We start from the raw sequence: 18,766 nt of genomic DNA on the forward strand, positions 1-18,766 counted from the left end.
CTCTCTTTTATTGTTGTATACTTATGATAAATATTTTGCTGAAGAAAGAAGGCATACTACATGGTATCTATTTCAAATCAACTAAAAGAAAAACTTATTTCCATCCGTCGACATTTACATGAGTATCCAGAACTATCATATGAAGAGTTCGAAACAACAAAAGCAATAAAAAATTGGTTAGAAGAAAAAAACATTACTATCATTGACTCCAATTTAGAAACAGGAATTATCGCTGAAGTGTCTGGTAATAAAAACGGGCCAATTGTAGCAGTTCGTGCTGATATTGATGCCCTTCCTATTCAAGAAGAAACACATTTGTCCTATGCATCTAAAGTACGAGGGAAAATGCATGCTTGTGGACACGATTTTCATACAGCTGCCATTTTAGGTACTGCTTTCTTATTAAAAGAAAGAGAATCTTCCCTAAATGGAACGGTTCGCTTCATATTCCAACCAGCTGAAGAAAGTAGTAATGGCGCTTGCAAAGTTATTGATGCTGGACATTTACGTAATGTGCAAGCGATTTTCGGCATGCATAATAAACCTGATTTACCAGTAGGTACAATTGGCATTAAAGATGGTCCACTGATGGCTGGAGTTGATCGATTTGAAATTGAAATTCACGGAGTTGGTACACACGCGGCTGTACCAGATGCTGGCGTAGATCCTATTGTCGCATCCTCTCAAATTGTGATGGCACTGCAAACAATTGTAAGCCGAAATATAAGTTCATCTCATAATGCGGTTGTTAGTGTTACAAATATTCACGCAGGAAATACGTGGAACGTAATTCCTGAAAAAGCTACGTTAGAAGGAACGATTCGCACGTTCCAAGCTGAAACACGTGAAAAGATTCCAGCACTCATGGAGCGTATTATTAAAGGTGTATCTGATGCATTAGGTGTAAAAACGAAATTCCGTTTTTATTCAGGTCCTCCTGCTGTTCACAACGATAAAGCTCTTTCAGACTTATCTACTCAAGTTGCCACAAAGATGAATCTTAATATCATCTCGCCTAGTCTATCAATGGCTGGAGAAGATTTCTCATTTTACCAACAGGAAATACCAGGTTCATTCGTCTTTATGGGAACGAGCGGTACACATGAATGGCATCATCCTGCTTTTACAATTAATGAAGAGGCACTGCCTATAAGTGCAGAATACTTTGCTTTACTAGCCGAAAGAGCACTTAAACAATTCTCATAAAAAAAGCCGTTCAAAGTGCATCTCAGCACCCTGAACGGCTTTTCTTATTAAGTTAAATCACGTTTTAAAAACACAGTATATGAAATACATAAAAATACGAACAAATAAAGTAGCAACATACATGATGCAAACGGGAATGTTACTCCATCAATAAAACTTCCGTTCTTTGAAATACTATATAAATCTGTGTTTGCTGGCAATAAATATTTCGCCCAGTTATATCTAGTGGCTGCTAATAACGCAATATTGCCTGATAAAGCAAGGAATAGTGAAATACCAATTGCACCTCCACTAGATCTCGTTAACACAGAAATCATAAATGCAAACGATGCGTACACAACCGTTGGTAACCACGATAAAACATAATATTTACTTGCTTCTACAAAAATGTTTTGTTTTATTATATTTCCATCGTGGAAAATAAACTCACTCCATGCAGGCTGTTGGAATTTATAAATAACAAGTCCACATAAAGCGGAGAAGATCATATTAAATATAAATAATAAAGCTGCAAATATAACGATTGCTAAAAATTTTGCTGTTAAAATTTTAAAGCGACTCGCTGGTCGTATCGTTAAAAATTTATATGTTCCCCAGCTATATTCATTCGCAAAAATTGTACTTGCATACACGAGGATAAATGGGAGCAAAATTGGAAATACGATAAAACCTGTATCTCTCATGAAAGAAAGTGGAGAACTGCTTGCCGGTGCTGTATCCGTATCTAAATGCTTCATCTTAAGCTGGTATTCTTTTACAAGCTCATCCCCTGATTTTTCTGCTAAAATAGCTTCTTTTTTCATGCCAAGCTTTTTCTCAATTTCTACAGTTCGTTCTGTATAATCTACTTTCCATCCTTTTGTTTCCGGTTCAAAATACTTTACCGTAACCCATCCTAATCCGATTATTAATACTGCAATAACTGCAAATGGAATAATCGTTCGCTTCCGCTTAAATATTTTATACAGTTCGTTATATACTAAATTAAACAATATCTTTTCCCCCTGTTAATTCTAAAAATTGCTCTTCTAACGTTTTTCTTTCTTCATATACACGATACACTTGAATATTTTTCTCAAGCAATGTACGAATAACATTTGGGATTTCTTCATCTTTTACATTAATAAGTAATTCATTATCTTTTACTAAAACATCATGCCCTAATATTTCTGCTGCTTTATTCGCATCATCTACACGTATACGGATCGTCTCCATCTCTTCGCTTTGGCTATGCTGAATATTTTGCGTAGCCACATATTCCCCGTGCTGAATAATGATAACTCTGTCACACATTAATTCAACTTCTGAAAGTAAGTGACTTGATACAAGTACAGCTTTTCCTTGTTCATGTGCAATTTTTTTTATGTACATTCTCATTTCATGTATTCCACTAGGGTCTAATCCATTTGTCGGTTCATCTAGTATCAACACGTCTGGATCGTGAATAAGTGCCTGAGCGATTCCTAAACGTTGTCTCATGCCGAGTGAATACGCTTTTACTTTGCGATCAATTACTTGTCCCATCCCTAACAATTTCACTACTTCATCGATACGTTCTTCGGTCACATTACCATTCATTCGTCCGAAATATGTTAAATTTTCATAGCCGCTCAAAAAAGGATAAAATTCAGGTGTCTCAATTACCGCTCCAATTTTCGCAGCTGTTTTTTCGAATTGCTGTTTCACAGATTGACCATCAATCCATACTTCACCTTCTGTCATACGGATCATACCAACCATCATTCTCATTAAAGTCGTTTTTCCAGCACCGTTTGGTCCGAGTAAACCGACAACCTCGCCTTTTTTCACTTCAAAACTAATATTTTGTACAAGTGTCTTTGATCCGATTCGCTTCGTTAACCGATCGACTTTTACAATTGATTGTTCATTTGTCATTCTATACAACCTTTCCTTCCCATTCTTTGTCAGGTCTTTTCACTGTAACATGATTATTTTTATGTGTAAAATGGAAAAAGGCATGATTTCTCATGCCTTTTTCTTGAAATGCAACGAATTTTTATCTTGTAAACTTTGAACAAATCGAAAACATTGCACCATCGATAATAGAAGGATAACAATCATAATTATACTCACTACTACTATTGCATATATTGTAATCGGTGCACTATTTATCCCTTGTATTCCTGCTATTCTTATAAAGATAATCGTAAATAATTTTAAAAATAACATCCCATTAACTAATCCAAAAACAAACGCTGCTCCATAAATGAATAATTGCTCCTGACATAATAAACATAGTACTTCTTTTCTTTTTATATTTTCTGCTACATAAGATGTAAACTCCTCTCTCCTCACTAGCAAAAGGGAGTACATCATTTTATATGTAGTAAAAATACATATGAAAATTAGTACAATAAACAGTGTGTAAAAATACATTTGAAATACAAATGCATCCCCTACTTTCAAAATAGCTCCTTCATTAAATTGTAACGATATCATAAAAAACAAAATCATAATACTCATAGCAATCCACATAAATTGCTTCATCCTTTTGGTAGCAAATGTTCTAATATTTTTTCTCGCTAACCGACATAAAGACATAAAATTCTTCCCCTACCTTATTACATACGCATTCTATACTACTAGTGTATAAAAATATGACATTTTAAACATCGCACTACAATCGGAATTTCTTCTAAGTCTTTAGTCCTAGAAAACGAAATGATAAAAAATCACATTTAGAATATAATTGTAAAAAGGAGGAGATTGCATGCGTATAAAATTACTATCAATCTTGTTTTTATTATTACTCACAAGTTGTAGCCAAATAAAAAACAATGAAGTTACCATTGTTGAGCCATACAAATTAACAAAAGAGCAAGCTTCTATTTTACAAATGACTCCTTTTCAAGAAGGAAATAGCATGTTTTATAACGTTACGCTTAAAAATGATAAAGATGAAATAAATGCTACAATTGATTATTATAACAATGGTAAAAAAACAAAAGAAATTGCTAATATAGCTACCTCACATTTTTCAAAAAAGAAAGTAAAGCTTTCTTTTTTACCACCACATTTCCAATTCGATAAAGATATACAAGAAAAAAGGCAGTGGTATATGAATATTGAAGGTGCTTCAACGCTTGTTCATGAAGAAGCACCACCAAGCGTAAATAGCTCCGCAACTACTACAATCCAATCTATAAAAAATTTAAAATACAATCAAAAAACAATTTTAGCTGCTGTAATCCAAACAAGTAAAGAAACTGTAAGCGTCCCTACAATTGACGAAGACAAAGGTATTGATTTACTCTTAAAAGAAAATGAACACGTTTATCTATTTAGTATCGAGCTAAAAAAAAACAATAAAGCGGAAATGCAACTTAAGTTGCATTTCCGCTTTATTGTTTAACAAGGTGTACTTTTATAAATCTGAATTAACTTCATTTTCTGTTACTACTATTACTCATCTTCTACTTCTATTCTTTTCTTCTCTCTTGCAATTTTTAAAAACTCTAGCAACTCTGGATTACTATTCATTTTTTTGTAAGCCACTGACATTTCTGCCACAAAATTAGAATCATATAATTCTTTATATACAACTTCTGTTTTATATAACTTATTTGCCGATACGGGTATTACTGTAATTCCAATCCCTGCCGCTACAAGCCCCATAACTGTTTGATACTCTGTTGCTTCTTGTACAATACGTGGACTAAATCCAACTTCTCTGCAAAGAGATAAAATTGTATCATACAAAGCTGGCCATACTGGTCTCGTAATAAATACAAACGGCTCATCTCGTAAATCTTCTATATGTATTTCATCTTTCTCTGCAAGTGGATGTGCCTTTGGTAAACATAAGGTACAAGATAACCTTTGAATTGGCTCTAATTCTAATAATTGTGTTGGAATTGGTGGACGTAAAAAGCCAATATCAATACGGTTATCATGAAGTGCATGAACTTGATCTGGTGTTGACAATTCATGTAATGCAACAGACACTCTCGGAAATTTCTTTCTATATTCCCTAACAATTGATGGTAAAATATCATATATCGCCGCACCTACAAAACCAATTGAAAGTGATCCTACTTCTCCCCTTTGCGCACTTTGTGCAACTTCTACTGCTTTTTCAATTTGTTCAAACGCTTTTTTTACTTCTTTTAAAAACATTTCTCCTGCTTCTGTTAGTTCAACCTTTCTTTTCGTTCTTGAAAATAATGTAACTCCCATTTCTTTTTCTAATTGCTGTATTTGTTGACTAAGTGGTGGTTGTGTCATTTGTAAACGAGCAGCTGCCCGTCCAAAGTGTAACTCTTCTGCCACAACAACAAAATATTGCAAATGCCGTAATTCCATTTTTGGACACCCTTTTCACTTTCGATTAATATGTCTAATATATTAATAACATATAATTTATATATTAGACAAATATTTTGAATGAACGTATAGTAGAAATTGTTAATTCTTTTTTACAATTTTTATGTAAAAAAAGAAAGAGGTGGTTACTGTATGAAATGGTGGAAGTTAAGCGGACAAATTTTATTACTATTTTGTTTCGCTTGGACAGGTGAATGGATTGCAAAACAGGCACACCTCCCAGTTCCAGGAAGTATAATCGGTATTTTTTTATTATTAATTTCGTTAAAATTTAACCTAGTTAAAAAAGAATGGATACAGGACGGAGCAGATTTTTTATTAAAAGAACTTATTTTATTTTTCATCCCTTCTGCAGTCGCTGTCATACGTTACAGAGATACACTAACACAATATGGAATCGATCTCATTTTAATTATTATGATTAGCACTCTTTGCGTTACCTTAGTTACAGGACTTTTAACAGAATTGCTACTAAAGCGGAAAGGATCAACGCAATGATCGGATTTCTTTGTTTACTATTAACACTATTCACATATTGGATATCAAAAAAAATGTATCAACGTTGGAATTGGAGTCTACTTTCTCCTCTTCTCGTCTGTCCCATTATTTTAATTGCTTTATTGCTCGGATTAGATACACCTTATGAAACATATGAATCTGGTGGTCACTGGTTAACTGAATTATTAAAGCCCGCAACAGTTGCTTTTGCATGGCCAATCTATAAATATTTTGATTTATTAAAGAAACATGGAATGGCTATCTTACTTAATGTCATTGTCGGTTCGTTTTTATCAGTCATTACTTCAGCACTACTAGCAAATTATTTTCAAATTGATTCATCACTAGAACATAGTTTAGCGCCACATATCGTAACAACACCAATCGCAATGGCTATTTCAGAAATGATTGGTGGTATGTCACAATTAACTGCTGTATTTGTCGTTTTAACTGCCTTAACAGGAGCATTGCTCGGTCCTTCTCTCATACGCATTTGCCGCATTAAAACAGCAATCGCAAAAGGTATTATGTTAGGAACGAGCGCAAATGGAACCGGTACATCAAAAGCATTCGAAATCGGTCCTGTGGAAGGAACAATTGCAAGTTTATCCATGCTTTTAACAGCAGGCGCTAGTTTAGTTATCGTTCCGCTTTTCTTGTCTTGGATACATTAAAGAAGCAAGTATTTACATACTTGCTTCTTTATCTATATATTGGCACAGCAATTCATAATCCTCTGGAAAAGCTAAACACAATTGTTCAATTTCATGTATCCCTTTCCAAGCAATTTCATGTATTAACTCATCAGGATCTTGGATTTTCATATTACCGCCTATTTGTTTAACAAAATAATAATGGACATACACTGGAACACCGTATGTAATACCCTCTTTTTCATATATTTTATTTACCACTTCCACATTGTAACCTGTTTCTTCCCAAACTTCCCTGATACAACATTCTTCTAGTGTCTCTCCCTTTTCAAGTCCTCCACTTGGGACAGACCATCTTTTTTCTTCTCCCTCTTTGCCCTGCAGTACCATTAAAACTTCATTTCTTTCATTTACACATACCGCTGCACTACCTATCCATCTCTCCATAAACATCCCTCCCCTACTAAAATTCGCCCTCTTTTTTATTTTCCCCTTGAAAAAAAGAGGAAAATAATAAAACAATGACGAAAAATTACATCAACTTCATAGACAATCCTTTTTTAGAAATTAAAACTGGAAGGATGAAAATATGATTTCTAATTATGTTGTGGAATGTGTCTTTTGTGAAGAAAATCGTAAGGCTCGCCAAGCTATTGTCACAGTTCCCGCGACTACTCAGCTACTAGCCATTGAAAAAGTGCGTGCGGAATGCAAACGTCGCTTCGGAAAAACTGTATTATTACAAACAGAAATTAAAGAAAGAATTGTTTTTGAACAAAAAGAAAGCCGACCATAAATTGGTCAGCTTTCTTATCCGATCATATTTTCACATGAAGATTAGGGGCATCCTCTTTAAGGATCGGGATTTTCCCATTATGTACGTTCCATAATGGTCATCGAACAATATATTTCTATGCAATTAACTATTGAATAGAATAGGGCAAAACTTGTTCGCATTTTTAGAAAAGGGATAGGGATATAATTCAAGTAGTACTTCGAATACTCGAACTTTACACTCATAATATTAAAACAAATCCTTTTATATGGGAAATATGAATTACCTACATAATTCATTCGTAAAATATATTAATAGTTTGCTATATTAATTTTATCCCGCTATTTGTAAGCAGTAACCCCCTACTGATTATAATTTCACTTTATTCCATCAATAGCATACACCCAGCTAAAACCGGTGTCATAATCATCGAAAACCTCAAAAGCGTTCGCGGTGCATAATTTGTAAACTTCGCGCCAATGTATGCCCCTAACATGGTCCCAATTAATACTTGCAATAACAATATATAATCTAAATATCCTTCCGAACTATATCCTATCCCGCCTCCAATTGCAATCGGTAATATAACAAGCATTGTTGTCCCTACAGATTGCTGAATCGTTAATCCCAATAGAACCATTAATCCAAGTTGAATAAACGGTGCAGAACCAATCCCAAATGAACCAGCCATCATTCCAGTAACTAATCCAAGGCATATACATTTCAACAAGTAGTTCATGGAAAACTCTTTATGCTTATATAAAGATGACTGTTCTTTGTTTTGGAACATAATTAATTTAATAAACATAAAAATTGCCGATAAAAATAACATCCCAGCTGTAAACCAATGAAGAAGATGTGCTGGTATAAGTGAACCAAATTTAGAACCAATATAAGAGCCAATTGCGCCAAATCCCCCAACAATCCCGCCTATAATAAGTGCTACATTACCTTCACGGTAATGACTGACAACACCTGATAATGTCGTAAACGCCATTGCAGTTAAAGATGTTGCAAGAGCAACATGAATAGGAATATGAAATACTAAAGTGAGTATCGCGATAATAAACCCAGCTCCTCCAGCTCCAACAAATCCTAATAAAATACCCATTACTAACATTGTTATAATAATTGCCACAGACTTTCCCTCCAGTAACACAATTATCCATCATATTTATCCTTACATACAAATAAAAAGCATCCTAGATGGATGCTTTTTATTTCAATGATATGTACTTAATCTTGATTAATCAAAATAACCGCTGGACCAGCTACTACTACTCCAGCTACTTCTATTTTTTCAAATTCCTTTACTGTAATAGATATAACTCCTTCTCTTTCCATCAATTCTTTACTCAGGACATCAGTCGGGATTGCTTTCACCGTCTTACCTCCTTTTCATTTATACAATATGATAAAGTGAAACTTTCATCAGTGGGGTTTTGGTCCGTACTTATTGATTATTAACCCTCACCAATCGGGCGAATAATCGCCCAATGCATCTATATATATGCATCACCTCCGCTTTCATTCCTTATTCCACTCAAAAACCTTCTCCCCCTTCCTTGACATATTGAAAAATAAAAAAGAAGCTATAACATATAGCTTCCCTCCACGTTTCTTTAATCTTTATGCACCGTATATTCCATGACTTTACCATCTCTATCAAATTGTAAAATAAGCTGTTCGCTATCTATTGGGATAAAGCCACGTTCAGTCCCAAGATAATACAAAGTGATAACTCCTTCTCCCCCACTTCTCGTTTCCGTTGGGGCTCCTAACAATTGTGTAATTTCTTCATTTGATTTCCCTATTAATTTATATTTTTGTAATAGATCATCTACCATATGTACCCGCTTATCTGCATGATTTAACCATCTATTTTGATTAAACTTTGATGTATATTCATTTACACTTAGTTGTACAGTGCACACTATTAATGGTATGAGTGCTACTATTAACCCCCCCAACATTTGCTTCTTTTCTTCATTACGATTTTTAGAAACATATAAAATAGCCCTTTGAATCATGACTAATAAAACAAATGGTATGAATACTACAAAAATGCTCCTTACACTTAAGGGTATATGGACCATATCAATGACGAATATAAATACAATGTACATTACTATATACAAACAAAAATAGACATACAAAATGCCACGTAGCATAGCGTTCAGAAAGATCTCCCCTTTTAACTCACTATATAATTCATCCGGCTAATCATTTCTCGAATCTGTTCTAATTCTTGCACTGTATATACTATTTTTCCTGCTAAGATTTCATTTCTGAAGAACGTTACAATTTGCTCCCGATCTTTTAATCTAGGTGTTTCCTCACTTGAAAGATCTATTATTTCTTTTCCATTTTCATTATAAAAATATACAACTGGTTTTACCTTTTCTTTTATACTATTAGCCTGCATTTCTTTCAAACAATTGTATAAAATTTGAGATAGTTTCTTCGCCTTATATACTGGATTCCCTTCATTTTTCACTTGTATAGTTGCCGAATCTTTACCTACTATATATTCAAATGTCTCTTCTTTTTCAAGTTCTTGTTGATACTTACCCATTTCATCAATCATAAATGAATATATACCAGCATTTTCTTTCGTTAAACCATGAATTAATTTCTCTTCCCATTCTTTCGTCTCAAGTAGATAAATACCAGTTTTGCACAAAATGAGATGATGGATTCGATTATCGTTTATTTCACTATTATTTTTAATAAAAACATTCGGCATGATTTCAATTTCAGCATCTAATATGATGCCTTGCTCTATGAATCCTCGCTTCATATAATGTAATGTTTCGTACGTATTCATTTCAGCGCCGTTTTTAGTATATTCTCGTAAATTTGCAATTAATTTTTGAAACATATGTATTTCGTTATTATGTTTATTTTGTATTTCACCACGTTCTTTACTATGTTGCATAGCTAATTGATTCTTCATCATACGCATATTTTCAATTTCTCTATTTGCACTTACTTGTAAATCATTGTATTTTTTCTGTTCCATATTTTTTAAATTATTTTGTTGTTCTTTATGCTCTATCACCGTAGCTGCAATTTCGTTTTCATACGTTTCAATTGCTTGTTTCTTTTCAAATTCTACTTGCTGACTCTCTGATTCTAACTGTTTATTTTTATAAAACAGCACAAATACTACAGCTAATAATATTAAAACCGCACCTATTAGCACATAATCCATATTTTTACCCCTTTATTTCATTTTCGATTATTTTTTATAAATATATCTATTATAGTATACTATGGTTTCGATATAGACTTTGTAAAAGTTGTATATTTTTAATAAAAGGCACCTCTGACGGGGCACCTTTTATTTTCACTCTATTGTACACCATACTGAATATAACTTGGATCATAGTATATCCATTGATTTGTCCCTAAGCAAAGCCATCCATCTTGCTTACTCCATACTCGATACGATTCACCATGATGTAACTGTCTTATAACATTTCCATTTAATGATGGAGCATCACGCAAATTTACATTATCACCAGTAATAGTCGCCACATAATGTTTATACTGAATATAACTCGGATCATTATATACCCACTGATTTGTCCCTAAACAAAGCCATCCATCTTGTTCTCCCCAAACTTCATATGTTTCGCCACGATTCAATTGGCGAATTACACTAGACTGCAAAGATGGTCCACTTCTCAAATTCACATTATCTCCATTAATTATAGCAACCCCGTACACTGGAGTTGCATTATTAGGCGGGGAAACATTACCTCCACCACTTGCTCCATTCCCTTTTAAAACTTCTAATGAAACTGCAGCTGATACATCACAATTTCCTACGCCTGAAATTTGTCCTGAATCTGTGTACTGCCACGCTGTCCACGTTGTCCATCCACCAGCATCAGCAGGCGGTGTACTCGAGTATTTAGCAATCCAAAGCGGTATATCACTTAATCCGCTAATTCCGAACTCATTAATATACCAAACTCCTGTATATAACATTACATCTTTTCCAGTAGCCTGTTTCACATAATTTATGAAGCTTCTTGCCCAATTCGATATAGCGTTACCAGTTAAATTACTGTTACTCGGATCTATTGGTGATTCTAAATCCAGAACTGGCATTAAGTCTGTCTGGTTATTTTGTAATATACTCACAAAATATTTTGCCTCTGAAATTGCATCATTTTGTTCTGGGCGTGCAAAATGGTATGCACCAATTAATACATTCGCATTTCGTGCTGCTTGTACATTCTTAGTAAAAGTAGGATCAATGTAGTTTACACCTTCTGTCGCTTTTGCATACGCTGCTGGAATTCCAGATGCCTTCACTGCATTCCAATCAATATTCCCTTCCCAATGAGACACATCAATAAACGTAACATTTGAACTTGATCTGTTTTGCATATAAAATCTCCTATCATTTTTTTACTTCGTATACATACAATATGTACAAGTTTCATAAGAGGACACGACATTTATGCTATAGAAACAAAGAGTAAACATATTTTGTATACAAAATAAAAAAGACCTTGTATTACAAGGCCTTTTGCAAACTCACTTTATTTTGTAGCAAATACATATTATAATACAAACCTTGCTCACTTAATAATTCTTGATGTGTCCCTCTCTCTACTATCTCTCCATCATGCATCACAAAAATTTGATCCGCATCTTGAATTGTAGATAACCTATGCGCAATGGCTATCGTCGTTCTACCTTTTCGCATTTGTTGCAACGCTGTTTGAATAGCCTCTTCTGTTTCTGTATCGATATTAGCTGTTGCTTCATCTAATACTAATACTTTCGGATTCGTTGCTATCGTTCTAGCAAAAGCAATTAATTGTCGTTGACCGCTTGAAAATGCTGCACCTCTTTCTACTACTTCTGTTTCATACTGTTTTGGTAACTTTTCAATAAACGTATTCGCTTGCACAAATCGAGCAGCTTCTTTTACTTCTTCATCCGTAATTTCTTCATTATACATACGAATATTTTGCTTTACATTTCCAGCAAATAAAAATGCATCTTGCAATACGAGTCCTATTTTCTTTCTAATTTCTCGTTCTTCAAATTTTTCTAAATCTACACCGTCTATTACAATATTTCCTGACTTAATATTATAAAATCGCATTAACAAATTCATAATCGTACTTTTTCCGCTACCAGTATGCCCAACAAAAGCAACCGTTTGCCCTTGTTTCACGTGAAATGATACATTTTTTAAAACGTTACGCTTTCCATCATATGAAAAAGTAACATTTTTAAATTCAATATCTCCATCCACGATTTGAGGATTCTCATTGCCTTTTTGAACCGGTGCTAAATCTTTCTCGTCCATTAAATGAAATACACGTGATGACGAAACAAGTGCCTGTTGGAAGAAGGACAATTTCATCATCATCTCATTTACAGGTTGGAAGAAACGATGTATATAGTTAACAAAAGCATATAAAACTCCTACTTCAACAGGACTCTTTAAAGCATCAATCCCAAATAAACCTAGTACTAACGCAATAGCTACAATATGTACTAAATCCGTAGCTGGTCGTAAAAGTAATGCGTCTAACTTCAAAGTACGTCGCCCTGCACTATAATGTTTATTATTCACTTCTTCAAACTCTTTTCTCATACGTTTTTCTTGTCTGAACACTTGAACAATATTCATTCCTTGTATGGACTCGTTCAACTTTGCATTTAACACGCTTAGTTGATTACGTACTTCTAAATAAAAAGCTGCACTTTTCCGGCGATATAATACCATAATCGCAAACATTATCGGAATTAATACGAGAGAAAATAGCGCTAATTTTACATCTAATAAAAACATCGCTACTAAAATACCTACTAAAAAGACTACATTTTTTACAAATGTTGATAATACACTGACATAAAAATCTTTAATCGCTTCCGTATCATTTGTTATACGCGATACAAGTGTACCAATCGGCGTACGATCAAAGAAACTTAATGACAGCTTTTGAACATGTTCATATACTTCAACTCGCATATCTTGAACAATCTTAAAAGCAATGTTCTGAAAGTACAATAGATTTAAATACGTAAATAGTACTTTTAATAAATGAGCAACTATGTAAATTACAAATAAAGTAACGAGCGCTGATCGTTCAAAATCCCGCGGTACTAGGTGTTCATCGAGGAATTGTTTAATTAAAAAAGGACCCATCATTTCCGTTACTGTCGCACCAACTAAAAAGATAAATGCTAAAGATAGTAACCCTTTATATGGCTTCATATAGGAAAGCAATCTACTTAAATCACTTCGCTTCTTCTCTACCATCATACGCCTCCTTTCTCGACTAAAGCTTCTAATTGCTGGCTTTCATACATTTCCTTATACCAGCCGTTTTCCTTCATTAATTCCTCATGTGTACCTCTTTGTACAATTCTACCTTCATCAACAACAAGAATAAGATTGGCATGCTGAATTGCACTTAATCGGTGTGCAGTAATAATCGTCGTTTTCCCTGCTCTCTCCCTCTTTAAGGCACTTAAAATCGTCTCTTCTGTTTTTGCATCTACCGCTGATAAACAATCATCCAAAATTAAAATTTCAGCATTTGTTAATAAAGCACGAGCAATAGAGATTCGCTGTTTTTGACCACCAGATAACGAAACACCTCTTTCCCCTACTACTGTTTCATATCCTTCTGAAAATTGGAGGATGTCATTATGAATACAAGCAATCTCTGCTGCTTGGGTAATTTCATTATATGTAGCATCCGCCTTTCCAAAGGCAATATTCTCGCCAATACTTGCTGAAAATAAAAAATGATCTTGCGGCACGTATGAAATGGCAGAACGGACACCATGAAGTGTTATATCTCGAATATCTCGCTCCCCAATTTTTAATTCACCATTAAAATGATCATACTCACGGATTAAACATTTTAATAAAGTCGTTTTCCCTGCGCCTGTACGTCCTACAACTCCTAGCGTTTCGCCCTTCTTCAAATCAAAGTGAATATCGTTTAAATGTAACAATTCATTTTTCTTATACGAAAATGAATCAACGGCAAACGAAACATTACCGCTCGCTATTGTATGTACAGCATTTTCGCTATTTACTACATCTGATTTTTGTGAAAGAATTTTTTCTACACGGTCATATGAAGCACGCCCACGCTCCATAATATTGAATAACCATCCAAACGCTAACATTGGCCAAACGAGGGTACCTAAATATGTCGTAAATGTAACGAGATCACCTACTGTTAATTCACCTCTTACAACTAATACCGATCCGTAACATACTGCGATTAAAAAAGAAAATCCAACGATAAGAGAGATTGTCGGATCAAATAACGAATCAATACGTGCAACTAACACATTTTTATGTACAACATCTTCTGATTTTCTTCGAAACGCCTGTAAATCTTCTTTCTCTTGTCCAAGCGAGCGAATCACTTTCATTCCACTCATACTCTCTTGCACTTTATCATTGATTTCCGAAAACGATTGCTGTGCTTTATGAAACCTTTTATGTAATAAAGTTCCATAATAATTTGTCGAAATAGCTACAATCGGCATTGGAATTAAACTTAATAATGTTAACTTCCAACTAATTGTAAAACCCATCGCTACGAGTACACATCCTCCGACAGCTAATGAGTCAACAAGCGTCAAAACACCTGCTCCAGCAGTTTGCTGGATCGCTTGAATATCATTGGTCGCATGTGCCATTAAATCACCTGTCCGATTTGACTGATAGAAAGATGGACTCATCTTTGTAAAATGTTCATACAAATTTTTTCGTAATTGGCGAGCTAATTTTAATGAAGACCCGAAAATCATAATACGCCATATGTAACGTAATATGTACATCGTAATACCTACAATTACTAATAGTACAACCCATTTTAGTAACTTATCGGTCGTCAATGTTCCATCATTAATTTCATCTACAACGATTCCAATTACTTTTGGTGCTACAAGTTCTAAAAGTGCAACGCCAAACAATAAAATAATTCCAGTTATGTACGCTCGTTTTTCTTGTTTAAAAAACCACGCTAAATTCATAAACACTTTCATTTTTTTCCTCCTCCCTTAAAATGAGCGATGTTTTCAGTTTACCAAAAATACAGAATTTTTAAAAGTTTTAAAAACTATAACTAACAAAAAGAAAGACACTCTTAGCGAGTGTCTTTTAGCGCTTATTTCATTTGTTGCTTGTTCATTGCGCTCATCATTTGATTGATTTTCTTTTGGGAAGGTTTTTGTCCCATTTGCATCATCATCATTTTTAACATTTGTTCGTTAATTGGTGGATTTTTTTGTAAGTAATTCATCATGTATTTGCGGGCAATGAAAAATCCTAACGCCACGCCTGCTACTAGTGCTACTACGCCCACTAGAATACCTAACCAAATTGGCATATATTTTCCTCCTTCATGTTGTCTACCTTACAGTGTACTAAAACCTTTTCAATAAGACAAGATACAATTCGACATTTTTTACACATATGTTCGTACTTGTTTTAGAGGATTCAGCCATCCGTACTTTGTATTTTCATAATCCATAGCTAAAAATGTTAATTCACACTTTCTTAACACCTCAAAGAACGTCGTTTCCATAGAGACATTTCCAGAGGTATTCATACGAATATAGTGCGGTTTCACCATTATTTCGCCGTACTCCGCTCCCGTATAAAGTGTATGTGTATGATGTGTTCTATCATATTTACCAAGAACGCGCAAAGCTTGTTCTAATTTATGATGAATTTTCATTACTTGCAATGGCATCGTTATATACATCATTTGCTTATATAACACTTTTTTCTCCGAAAGGGACCCAGATTCTGAAAATCGAGCAAATAAATCAAAAAACAAATATTCACGACCAAAATAAGCTTTCGCAATATCCTCTTGAATTAAATACAATTCATACGTTTTCATTTTTCCACTCCCAATCTGGACAACCTTTTCTCTTCATTATATATAAGAAAATTTGCAATGATTGTCTGACTGCGGAGAGATAAAAAACTTTTTCTGTCGAAAAAACTCATTTACATAGAAAAACCTCTCCATGCCGGAGAGATTTTTCTGAAATGATTAAAGCATTTCTTTTACTTTACGAACAACGTTCTCTACAGTAAATCCATACTCTTCCATAATCTTCTCACCAGGAGCAGAAGCACCGAATGTATCGATACCTAACACATCTCCTTCAAGACCTACGTAACGGTGCCATCCGAATGTAGCACCCATTTCGATTGCGAAACGTTTTGTTACTGCTTTTGGTAATACAGATTCTTTGTACTCTGCAGTTTGAGCTTCGAAGCGATCCATAGATGGCATGCTGACAACAGCTGCGTCAACGCCGTCTACTGCTAATGCTTTTTGAGCTTCAACAGCTAGGCTTACTTCAGATCCAGTTGCAAGTAAGATTACGTCAGCCGTTTCTTTCTTGCTTGCAGAAACTACATATGCACCTTTTGCTACTTTTTCATACGTATCATCTTTTGCACCTTCTAATGTTGGAAGGTCTTGACGAGTTAATACTAAAGCAGTTGGTTTGTTTGTAGATTCTAAAGCTAGTCTCCAAGCTGCAACAGATTCGTTACCATCAGCAGGACGGATAACAGAAACGTTTGGCATTGCACGAAGCGCTGCTAATTGCTCGATTGGTTCATGTGTTGGACCATCTTCACCAACAGCGATACTGTCATGTGTGAATACATACGTTACTGGCAATTGCATTAATGCTGCAAGGCGAATTGCTGGACGTAAGTAATCAGAGAATACGAAGAACGTACCACCGTAAGTTTTTAAACCACCATGTAGTGCAATACCGTTCATTGCTGCACCCATTGCGAACTCACGTACACCGTACCAAATGTTTTTACCGCTGTAATCATCTCTTGTAAAGTCTTTTTCGTTATTCATGTATGTTTTGTTAGAACCAGCAAGGTCAGCAGATCCACCGAAGAATGATGGTACAGACTCTGCAATTGCATTAATTACAGCACCAGAAGAATTACGAGTTGCTGCTTTTGATCCTAATTCATAAGTTGGTAAGTTTTGCTCCCAACCTTCTGGAAGTTGACCGTTCATTGCTGCTTGGAATTCGTTTGCTAATTCTGGGTATGCTTGTGCATATTCACCTAGCATCGTGTTCCACTCAGCTTGCGCAGTTTCACCAACATCTTGTACTGTTTTACGGAAGTTGTCATATACTTCTTCTGCTACGTGGAAGTCTTGCTCAGCAGTCCAAGCATATGCTTCTTTCGTTAATTTTGTTTCTTCTACACCAAGTGGAGAACCATGTGAAGCTGATTTTCCTGATTTGTTTGGAGAACCGAAACCAATTGTCGTTCTTACTTCAATTAGCGTTGGGCGTTTTTCGTCAGCTTTCGCTTCTTCAATTGCTTTCGCGATTGCTTCAATATCGTTTCCATCCTCAACACGGATTACTTGCCATCCGTATGCTTTGTAACGATCTTCTACACTTTCAGAGAATGAACGATTTAAATCGCCATCTAATGAAATATCGTTTGAATCGTAAAGCACAACAAGACGACCTAATTGTAAATGAGCAGCTAATGAAGATGCTTCAGCAGAAACGCCCTCCATTAAATCTCCATCACCACAAATAGCGTATGTATAATGATCTACTACATTATACGCATCACGGTTATATTTAGCAGCTAAATGTCTTTCAGCCATTGCCATACCTACAGCAGTTGCAATACCTTGTCCAAGTGGACCAGTCGTTGCATCTACACCAGCTGTATGACCATACTCAGGATGTCCTGGAGTTTTGCTTCCCCATTGACGGAAGTTCTTTAAGTCATCCATTGTTACATCATAACCAGATAGGTGAAGTAGGCTGTATAATAACATTGAACCATGACCTGCAGATAATACGAAACGATCACGGTTAAACCACGTTGGGTTATTTGGATTGTGTTTCATAAATTGAGTCCATAATGTATAAGCCATTGGTGCTGCACCCATTGGCATTCCTGGGTGACCAGAGTTTGCTTTTTCAATCGCATCGATGGATAATGTGCGAATCGTGTTGATAGAAAGTTGTTCGATTGAATGTGACATGCTATTCTTCCCTTCGCTTATATTAGTAAACGTTTTATACATTTATATGATAGCTTCCCACGCAAGATTATACAACATGTATCGACAAATATGTTGATATTTTTTTGATTTTTTATAAAAAAATCAATGTATCCGGGAATGTATGGGCATTCAATATGACATACTTTTTCATTATTTTTATTTTAAAAAGAAAGGGAATTATCTGTATATTTATACAAATTTCT

Annotated in this window: 20 protein-coding genes; 5 read left to right on the forward strand and 15 right to left on the reverse strand. The window is 34.8% G+C overall.

The annotated features are described in order from the left end of the window. Positions 1-60 precede the first annotated feature (60 nt). On the forward strand, positions 61-1,206 hold the full coding sequence (locus GD442_RS17385; protein WP_000253674.1) for a M20 peptidase aminoacylase family protein: 1,146 nt from the start codon (positions 61-63) through the stop codon (positions 1,204-1,206). Positions 1,207-1,253: 47 nt separating this feature from the next. Here the strand turns inward: GD442_RS17385 and GD442_RS17390 are convergent, their stop codons facing one another. The 3 genes from GD442_RS17390 to GD442_RS17400 all read right to left on the reverse strand — a co-directional run bounded on the left by GD442_RS17390 (position 1,254) and on the right by GD442_RS17400 (position 3,768). Beyond that, positions 1,254-2,198, reverse strand: a complete 945-nt coding sequence (locus tag GD442_RS17390; RefSeq protein ID WP_134208878.1) for an ABC transporter permease — start codon at positions 2,196-2,198, stop codon at positions 1,254-1,256. Beyond that, positions 2,191-3,102, reverse strand: a complete 912-nt coding sequence (locus GD442_RS17395; protein ID WP_000180622.1) for an ABC transporter ATP-binding protein — start codon at positions 3,100-3,102, stop codon at positions 2,191-2,193. The genes GD442_RS17390 and GD442_RS17395 overlap by 8 nt, the downstream gene beginning before the upstream one ends. A 90-nt stretch (positions 3,103-3,192) precedes the next feature. Then, positions 3,193-3,768 carry an ABC transporter permease gene (locus tag GD442_RS17400; RefSeq protein ID WP_000050617.1) on the reverse strand — a complete coding sequence of 192 codons (576 nt, stop codon included), beginning with the start codon at positions 3,766-3,768 and terminating at the stop codon, positions 3,193-3,195. Between the two features lie 169 nt (positions 3,769-3,937). On the opposite strand from GD442_RS17400, the gene GD442_RS17405 reads away from it, so the two are divergent. Next, positions 3,938-4,579, forward strand: coding sequence for a histidine kinase (locus tag GD442_RS17405; RefSeq protein WP_159365134.1), 642 nt, complete (start codon positions 3,938-3,940; stop codon positions 4,577-4,579). 50 nt (positions 4,580-4,629) lie between these two features. On the opposite strand, the gene alsR is transcribed toward GD442_RS17405, so the two are convergent. Next, the gene (alsR, locus tag GD442_RS17410) at positions 4,630-5,529 is read right to left on the reverse strand and encodes an acetoin biosynthesis transcriptional regulator AlsR (RefSeq protein WP_000423234.1); all 900 of its coding nucleotides are present in this window, start codon (positions 5,527-5,529) and stop codon (positions 4,630-4,632) included. A 153-nt stretch (positions 5,530-5,682) separates the two neighbouring features. On the opposite strand from alsR, the gene GD442_RS17415 reads away from it, so the two are divergent. Continuing rightward, positions 5,683-6,048: a CidA/LrgA family holin-like protein gene (locus tag GD442_RS17415; RefSeq protein WP_000872365.1), complete on the forward strand. Its 366-nt coding sequence runs from the start codon at positions 5,683-5,685 to the stop codon at positions 6,046-6,048. Beyond that, positions 6,045-6,722 carry an LrgB family protein gene (locus GD442_RS17420; RefSeq protein ID WP_000578954.1) on the forward strand — a complete coding sequence of 226 codons (678 nt, stop codon included), beginning with the start codon at positions 6,045-6,047 and terminating at the stop codon, positions 6,720-6,722. The genes GD442_RS17415 and GD442_RS17420 overlap by 4 nt, the downstream gene beginning before the upstream one ends. 12 nt (positions 6,723-6,734) lie before the next feature. Here GD442_RS17420 and GD442_RS17425 read toward each other — a convergent pair whose 3' ends face one another. Next, positions 6,735-7,148, reverse strand: coding sequence for an NUDIX hydrolase (locus GD442_RS17425; protein WP_000442981.1), 414 nt, complete (start codon positions 7,146-7,148; stop codon positions 6,735-6,737). A gap of 142 nt (positions 7,149-7,290) precedes the next feature. On the opposite strand from GD442_RS17425, the gene GD442_RS17430 reads away from it, so the two are divergent. Beyond that, positions 7,291-7,497: a DUF3903 domain-containing protein gene (locus GD442_RS17430; RefSeq protein WP_000625223.1), complete on the forward strand. Its 207-nt coding sequence runs from the start codon at positions 7,291-7,293 to the stop codon at positions 7,495-7,497. Positions 7,498-7,858: 361 nt separating this feature from the next. Here GD442_RS17430 and GD442_RS17435 read toward each other — a convergent pair whose 3' ends face one another. From GD442_RS17435 to tkt, 10 genes are all read right to left on the reverse strand, one after another. After that, entirely contained in the window at positions 7,859-8,614 is a 756-nt protein-coding gene (locus GD442_RS17435; RefSeq protein ID WP_000974658.1) for a sulfite exporter TauE/SafE family protein, read from the reverse strand. 98 nt (positions 8,615-8,712) lie between these two features. Beyond that, the gene (locus GD442_RS17440) at positions 8,713-8,859 is read right to left on the reverse strand and encodes a BC1881 family protein (RefSeq protein WP_000644411.1); all 147 of its coding nucleotides are present in this window, start codon (positions 8,857-8,859) and stop codon (positions 8,713-8,715) included. Positions 8,860-9,098: 239 nt separating this feature from the next. Then, the gene (locus GD442_RS17445; protein ID WP_000943753.1) at positions 9,099-9,647 is read right to left on the reverse strand and encodes a hypothetical protein; all 549 of its coding nucleotides are present in this window, start codon (positions 9,645-9,647) and stop codon (positions 9,099-9,101) included. A gap of 23 nt (positions 9,648-9,670) precedes the next feature. After that, on the reverse strand, positions 9,671-10,690 hold the full coding sequence (locus tag GD442_RS17450) for an NERD domain-containing protein (protein ID WP_000386791.1): 1,020 nt from the start codon (positions 10,688-10,690) through the stop codon (positions 9,671-9,673). Positions 10,691-10,830: 140 nt separating this feature from the next. After that, positions 10,831-11,877, reverse strand: coding sequence for a GH25 family lysozyme (locus GD442_RS17455; protein ID WP_016125127.1), 1,047 nt, complete (start codon positions 11,875-11,877; stop codon positions 10,831-10,833). A gap of 130 nt (positions 11,878-12,007) precedes the next feature. Next, positions 12,008-13,771 carry an ABC transporter ATP-binding protein gene (locus GD442_RS17460; protein ID WP_000229521.1) on the reverse strand — a complete coding sequence of 588 codons (1,764 nt, stop codon included), beginning with the start codon at positions 13,769-13,771 and terminating at the stop codon, positions 12,008-12,010. After that, on the reverse strand, positions 13,771-15,522 hold the full coding sequence (locus GD442_RS17465; RefSeq protein WP_000862455.1) for an ABC transporter ATP-binding protein: 1,752 nt from the start codon (positions 15,520-15,522) through the stop codon (positions 13,771-13,773). Before GD442_RS17465 ends, GD442_RS17460 begins: the two co-directional genes overlap by 1 nt. Before the next feature lie 122 nt (positions 15,523-15,644). Next, the gene (locus tag GD442_RS17470; protein WP_001123317.1) at positions 15,645-15,866 is read right to left on the reverse strand and encodes a YneF family protein; all 222 of its coding nucleotides are present in this window, start codon (positions 15,864-15,866) and stop codon (positions 15,645-15,647) included. Between the two features lie 78 nt (positions 15,867-15,944). Then, a complete protein-coding gene (sirA, locus tag GD442_RS17475; RefSeq protein ID WP_000860645.1) occupies positions 15,945-16,385 on the reverse strand; it encodes a sporulation inhibitor of replication protein SirA in 441 nt (146 codons plus the stop codon). A 156-nt stretch (positions 16,386-16,541) separates the two neighbouring features. After that, complete coding sequence (tkt, locus tag GD442_RS17480; RefSeq protein ID WP_000019766.1) at positions 16,542-18,542, reverse strand: transketolase; 2,001 nt, start codon at positions 18,540-18,542, stop codon at positions 16,542-16,544. Between the last annotated feature and the right edge of the window lie 224 nt (positions 18,543-18,766).

This window comes from Bacillus sp. A260 (assembly GCF_009861435.1).
Taxonomy (GTDB): Bacteria; Bacillota; Bacilli; order Bacillales; family Bacillaceae_G; genus Bacillus_A; species Bacillus_A cereus.

Bases quoted from the DNA above. Each gene is read 5' to 3' on its own strand.
- GD442_RS17385 (WP_000253674.1), top strand. From the start codon at position 61: ATGGTATCTATTTCAAATCAACTAAAAGAAAAACTTATTTCCATCCGT.
- GD442_RS17395 (WP_000180622.1), bottom strand. From the start codon at position 3,102: ATGACAAATGAACAATCAATTGTAAAAGTCGATCGGTTAACGAAGCGA.
- GD442_RS17400 (WP_000050617.1), bottom strand. From the start codon at position 3,768: ATGTCTTTATGTCGGTTAGCGAGAAAAAATATTAGAACATTTGCTACC.
- GD442_RS17405 (WP_159365134.1), top strand. From the start codon at position 3,938: ATGCGTATAAAATTACTATCAATCTTGTTTTTATTATTACTCACAAGT.
- alsR (WP_000423234.1), bottom strand. From the start codon at position 5,529: ATGGAATTACGGCATTTGCAATATTTTGTTGTTGTGGCAGAAGAGTTA.
- GD442_RS17415 (WP_000872365.1), top strand. From the start codon at position 5,683: ATGAAATGGTGGAAGTTAAGCGGACAAATTTTATTACTATTTTGTTTC.
- GD442_RS17420 (WP_000578954.1), top strand. From the start codon at position 6,045: ATGATCGGATTTCTTTGTTTACTATTAACACTATTCACATATTGGATA.
- GD442_RS17425 (WP_000442981.1), bottom strand. From the start codon at position 7,148: ATGGAGAGATGGATAGGTAGTGCAGCGGTATGTGTAAATGAAAGAAAT.
- GD442_RS17430 (WP_000625223.1), top strand. From the start codon at position 7,291: ATGATTTCTAATTATGTTGTGGAATGTGTCTTTTGTGAAGAAAATCGT.
- GD442_RS17445 (WP_000943753.1), bottom strand. From the start codon at position 9,647: ATGCTACGTGGCATTTTGTATGTCTATTTTTGTTTGTATATAGTAATG.
- GD442_RS17450 (WP_000386791.1), bottom strand. From the start codon at position 10,690: ATGGATTATGTGCTAATAGGTGCGGTTTTAATATTATTAGCTGTAGTA.
- GD442_RS17455 (WP_016125127.1), bottom strand. From the start codon at position 11,877: ATGCAAAACAGATCAAGTTCAAATGTTACGTTTATTGATGTGTCTCAT.
- GD442_RS17460 (WP_000229521.1), bottom strand. From the start codon at position 13,771: ATGGTAGAGAAGAAGCGAAGTGATTTAAGTAGATTGCTTTCCTATATG.
- GD442_RS17465 (WP_000862455.1), bottom strand. From the start codon at position 15,522: ATGAAAGTGTTTATGAATTTAGCGTGGTTTTTTAAACAAGAAAAACGA.
- GD442_RS17470 (WP_001123317.1), bottom strand. From the start codon at position 15,866: ATGCCAATTTGGTTAGGTATTCTAGTGGGCGTAGTAGCACTAGTAGCA.
- sirA (WP_000860645.1), bottom strand. From the start codon at position 16,385: ATGAAAACGTATGAATTGTATTTAATTCAAGAGGATATTGCGAAAGCT.
- tkt (WP_000019766.1), bottom strand. From the start codon at position 18,542: ATGTCACATTCAATCGAACAACTTTCTATCAACACGATTCGCACATTA.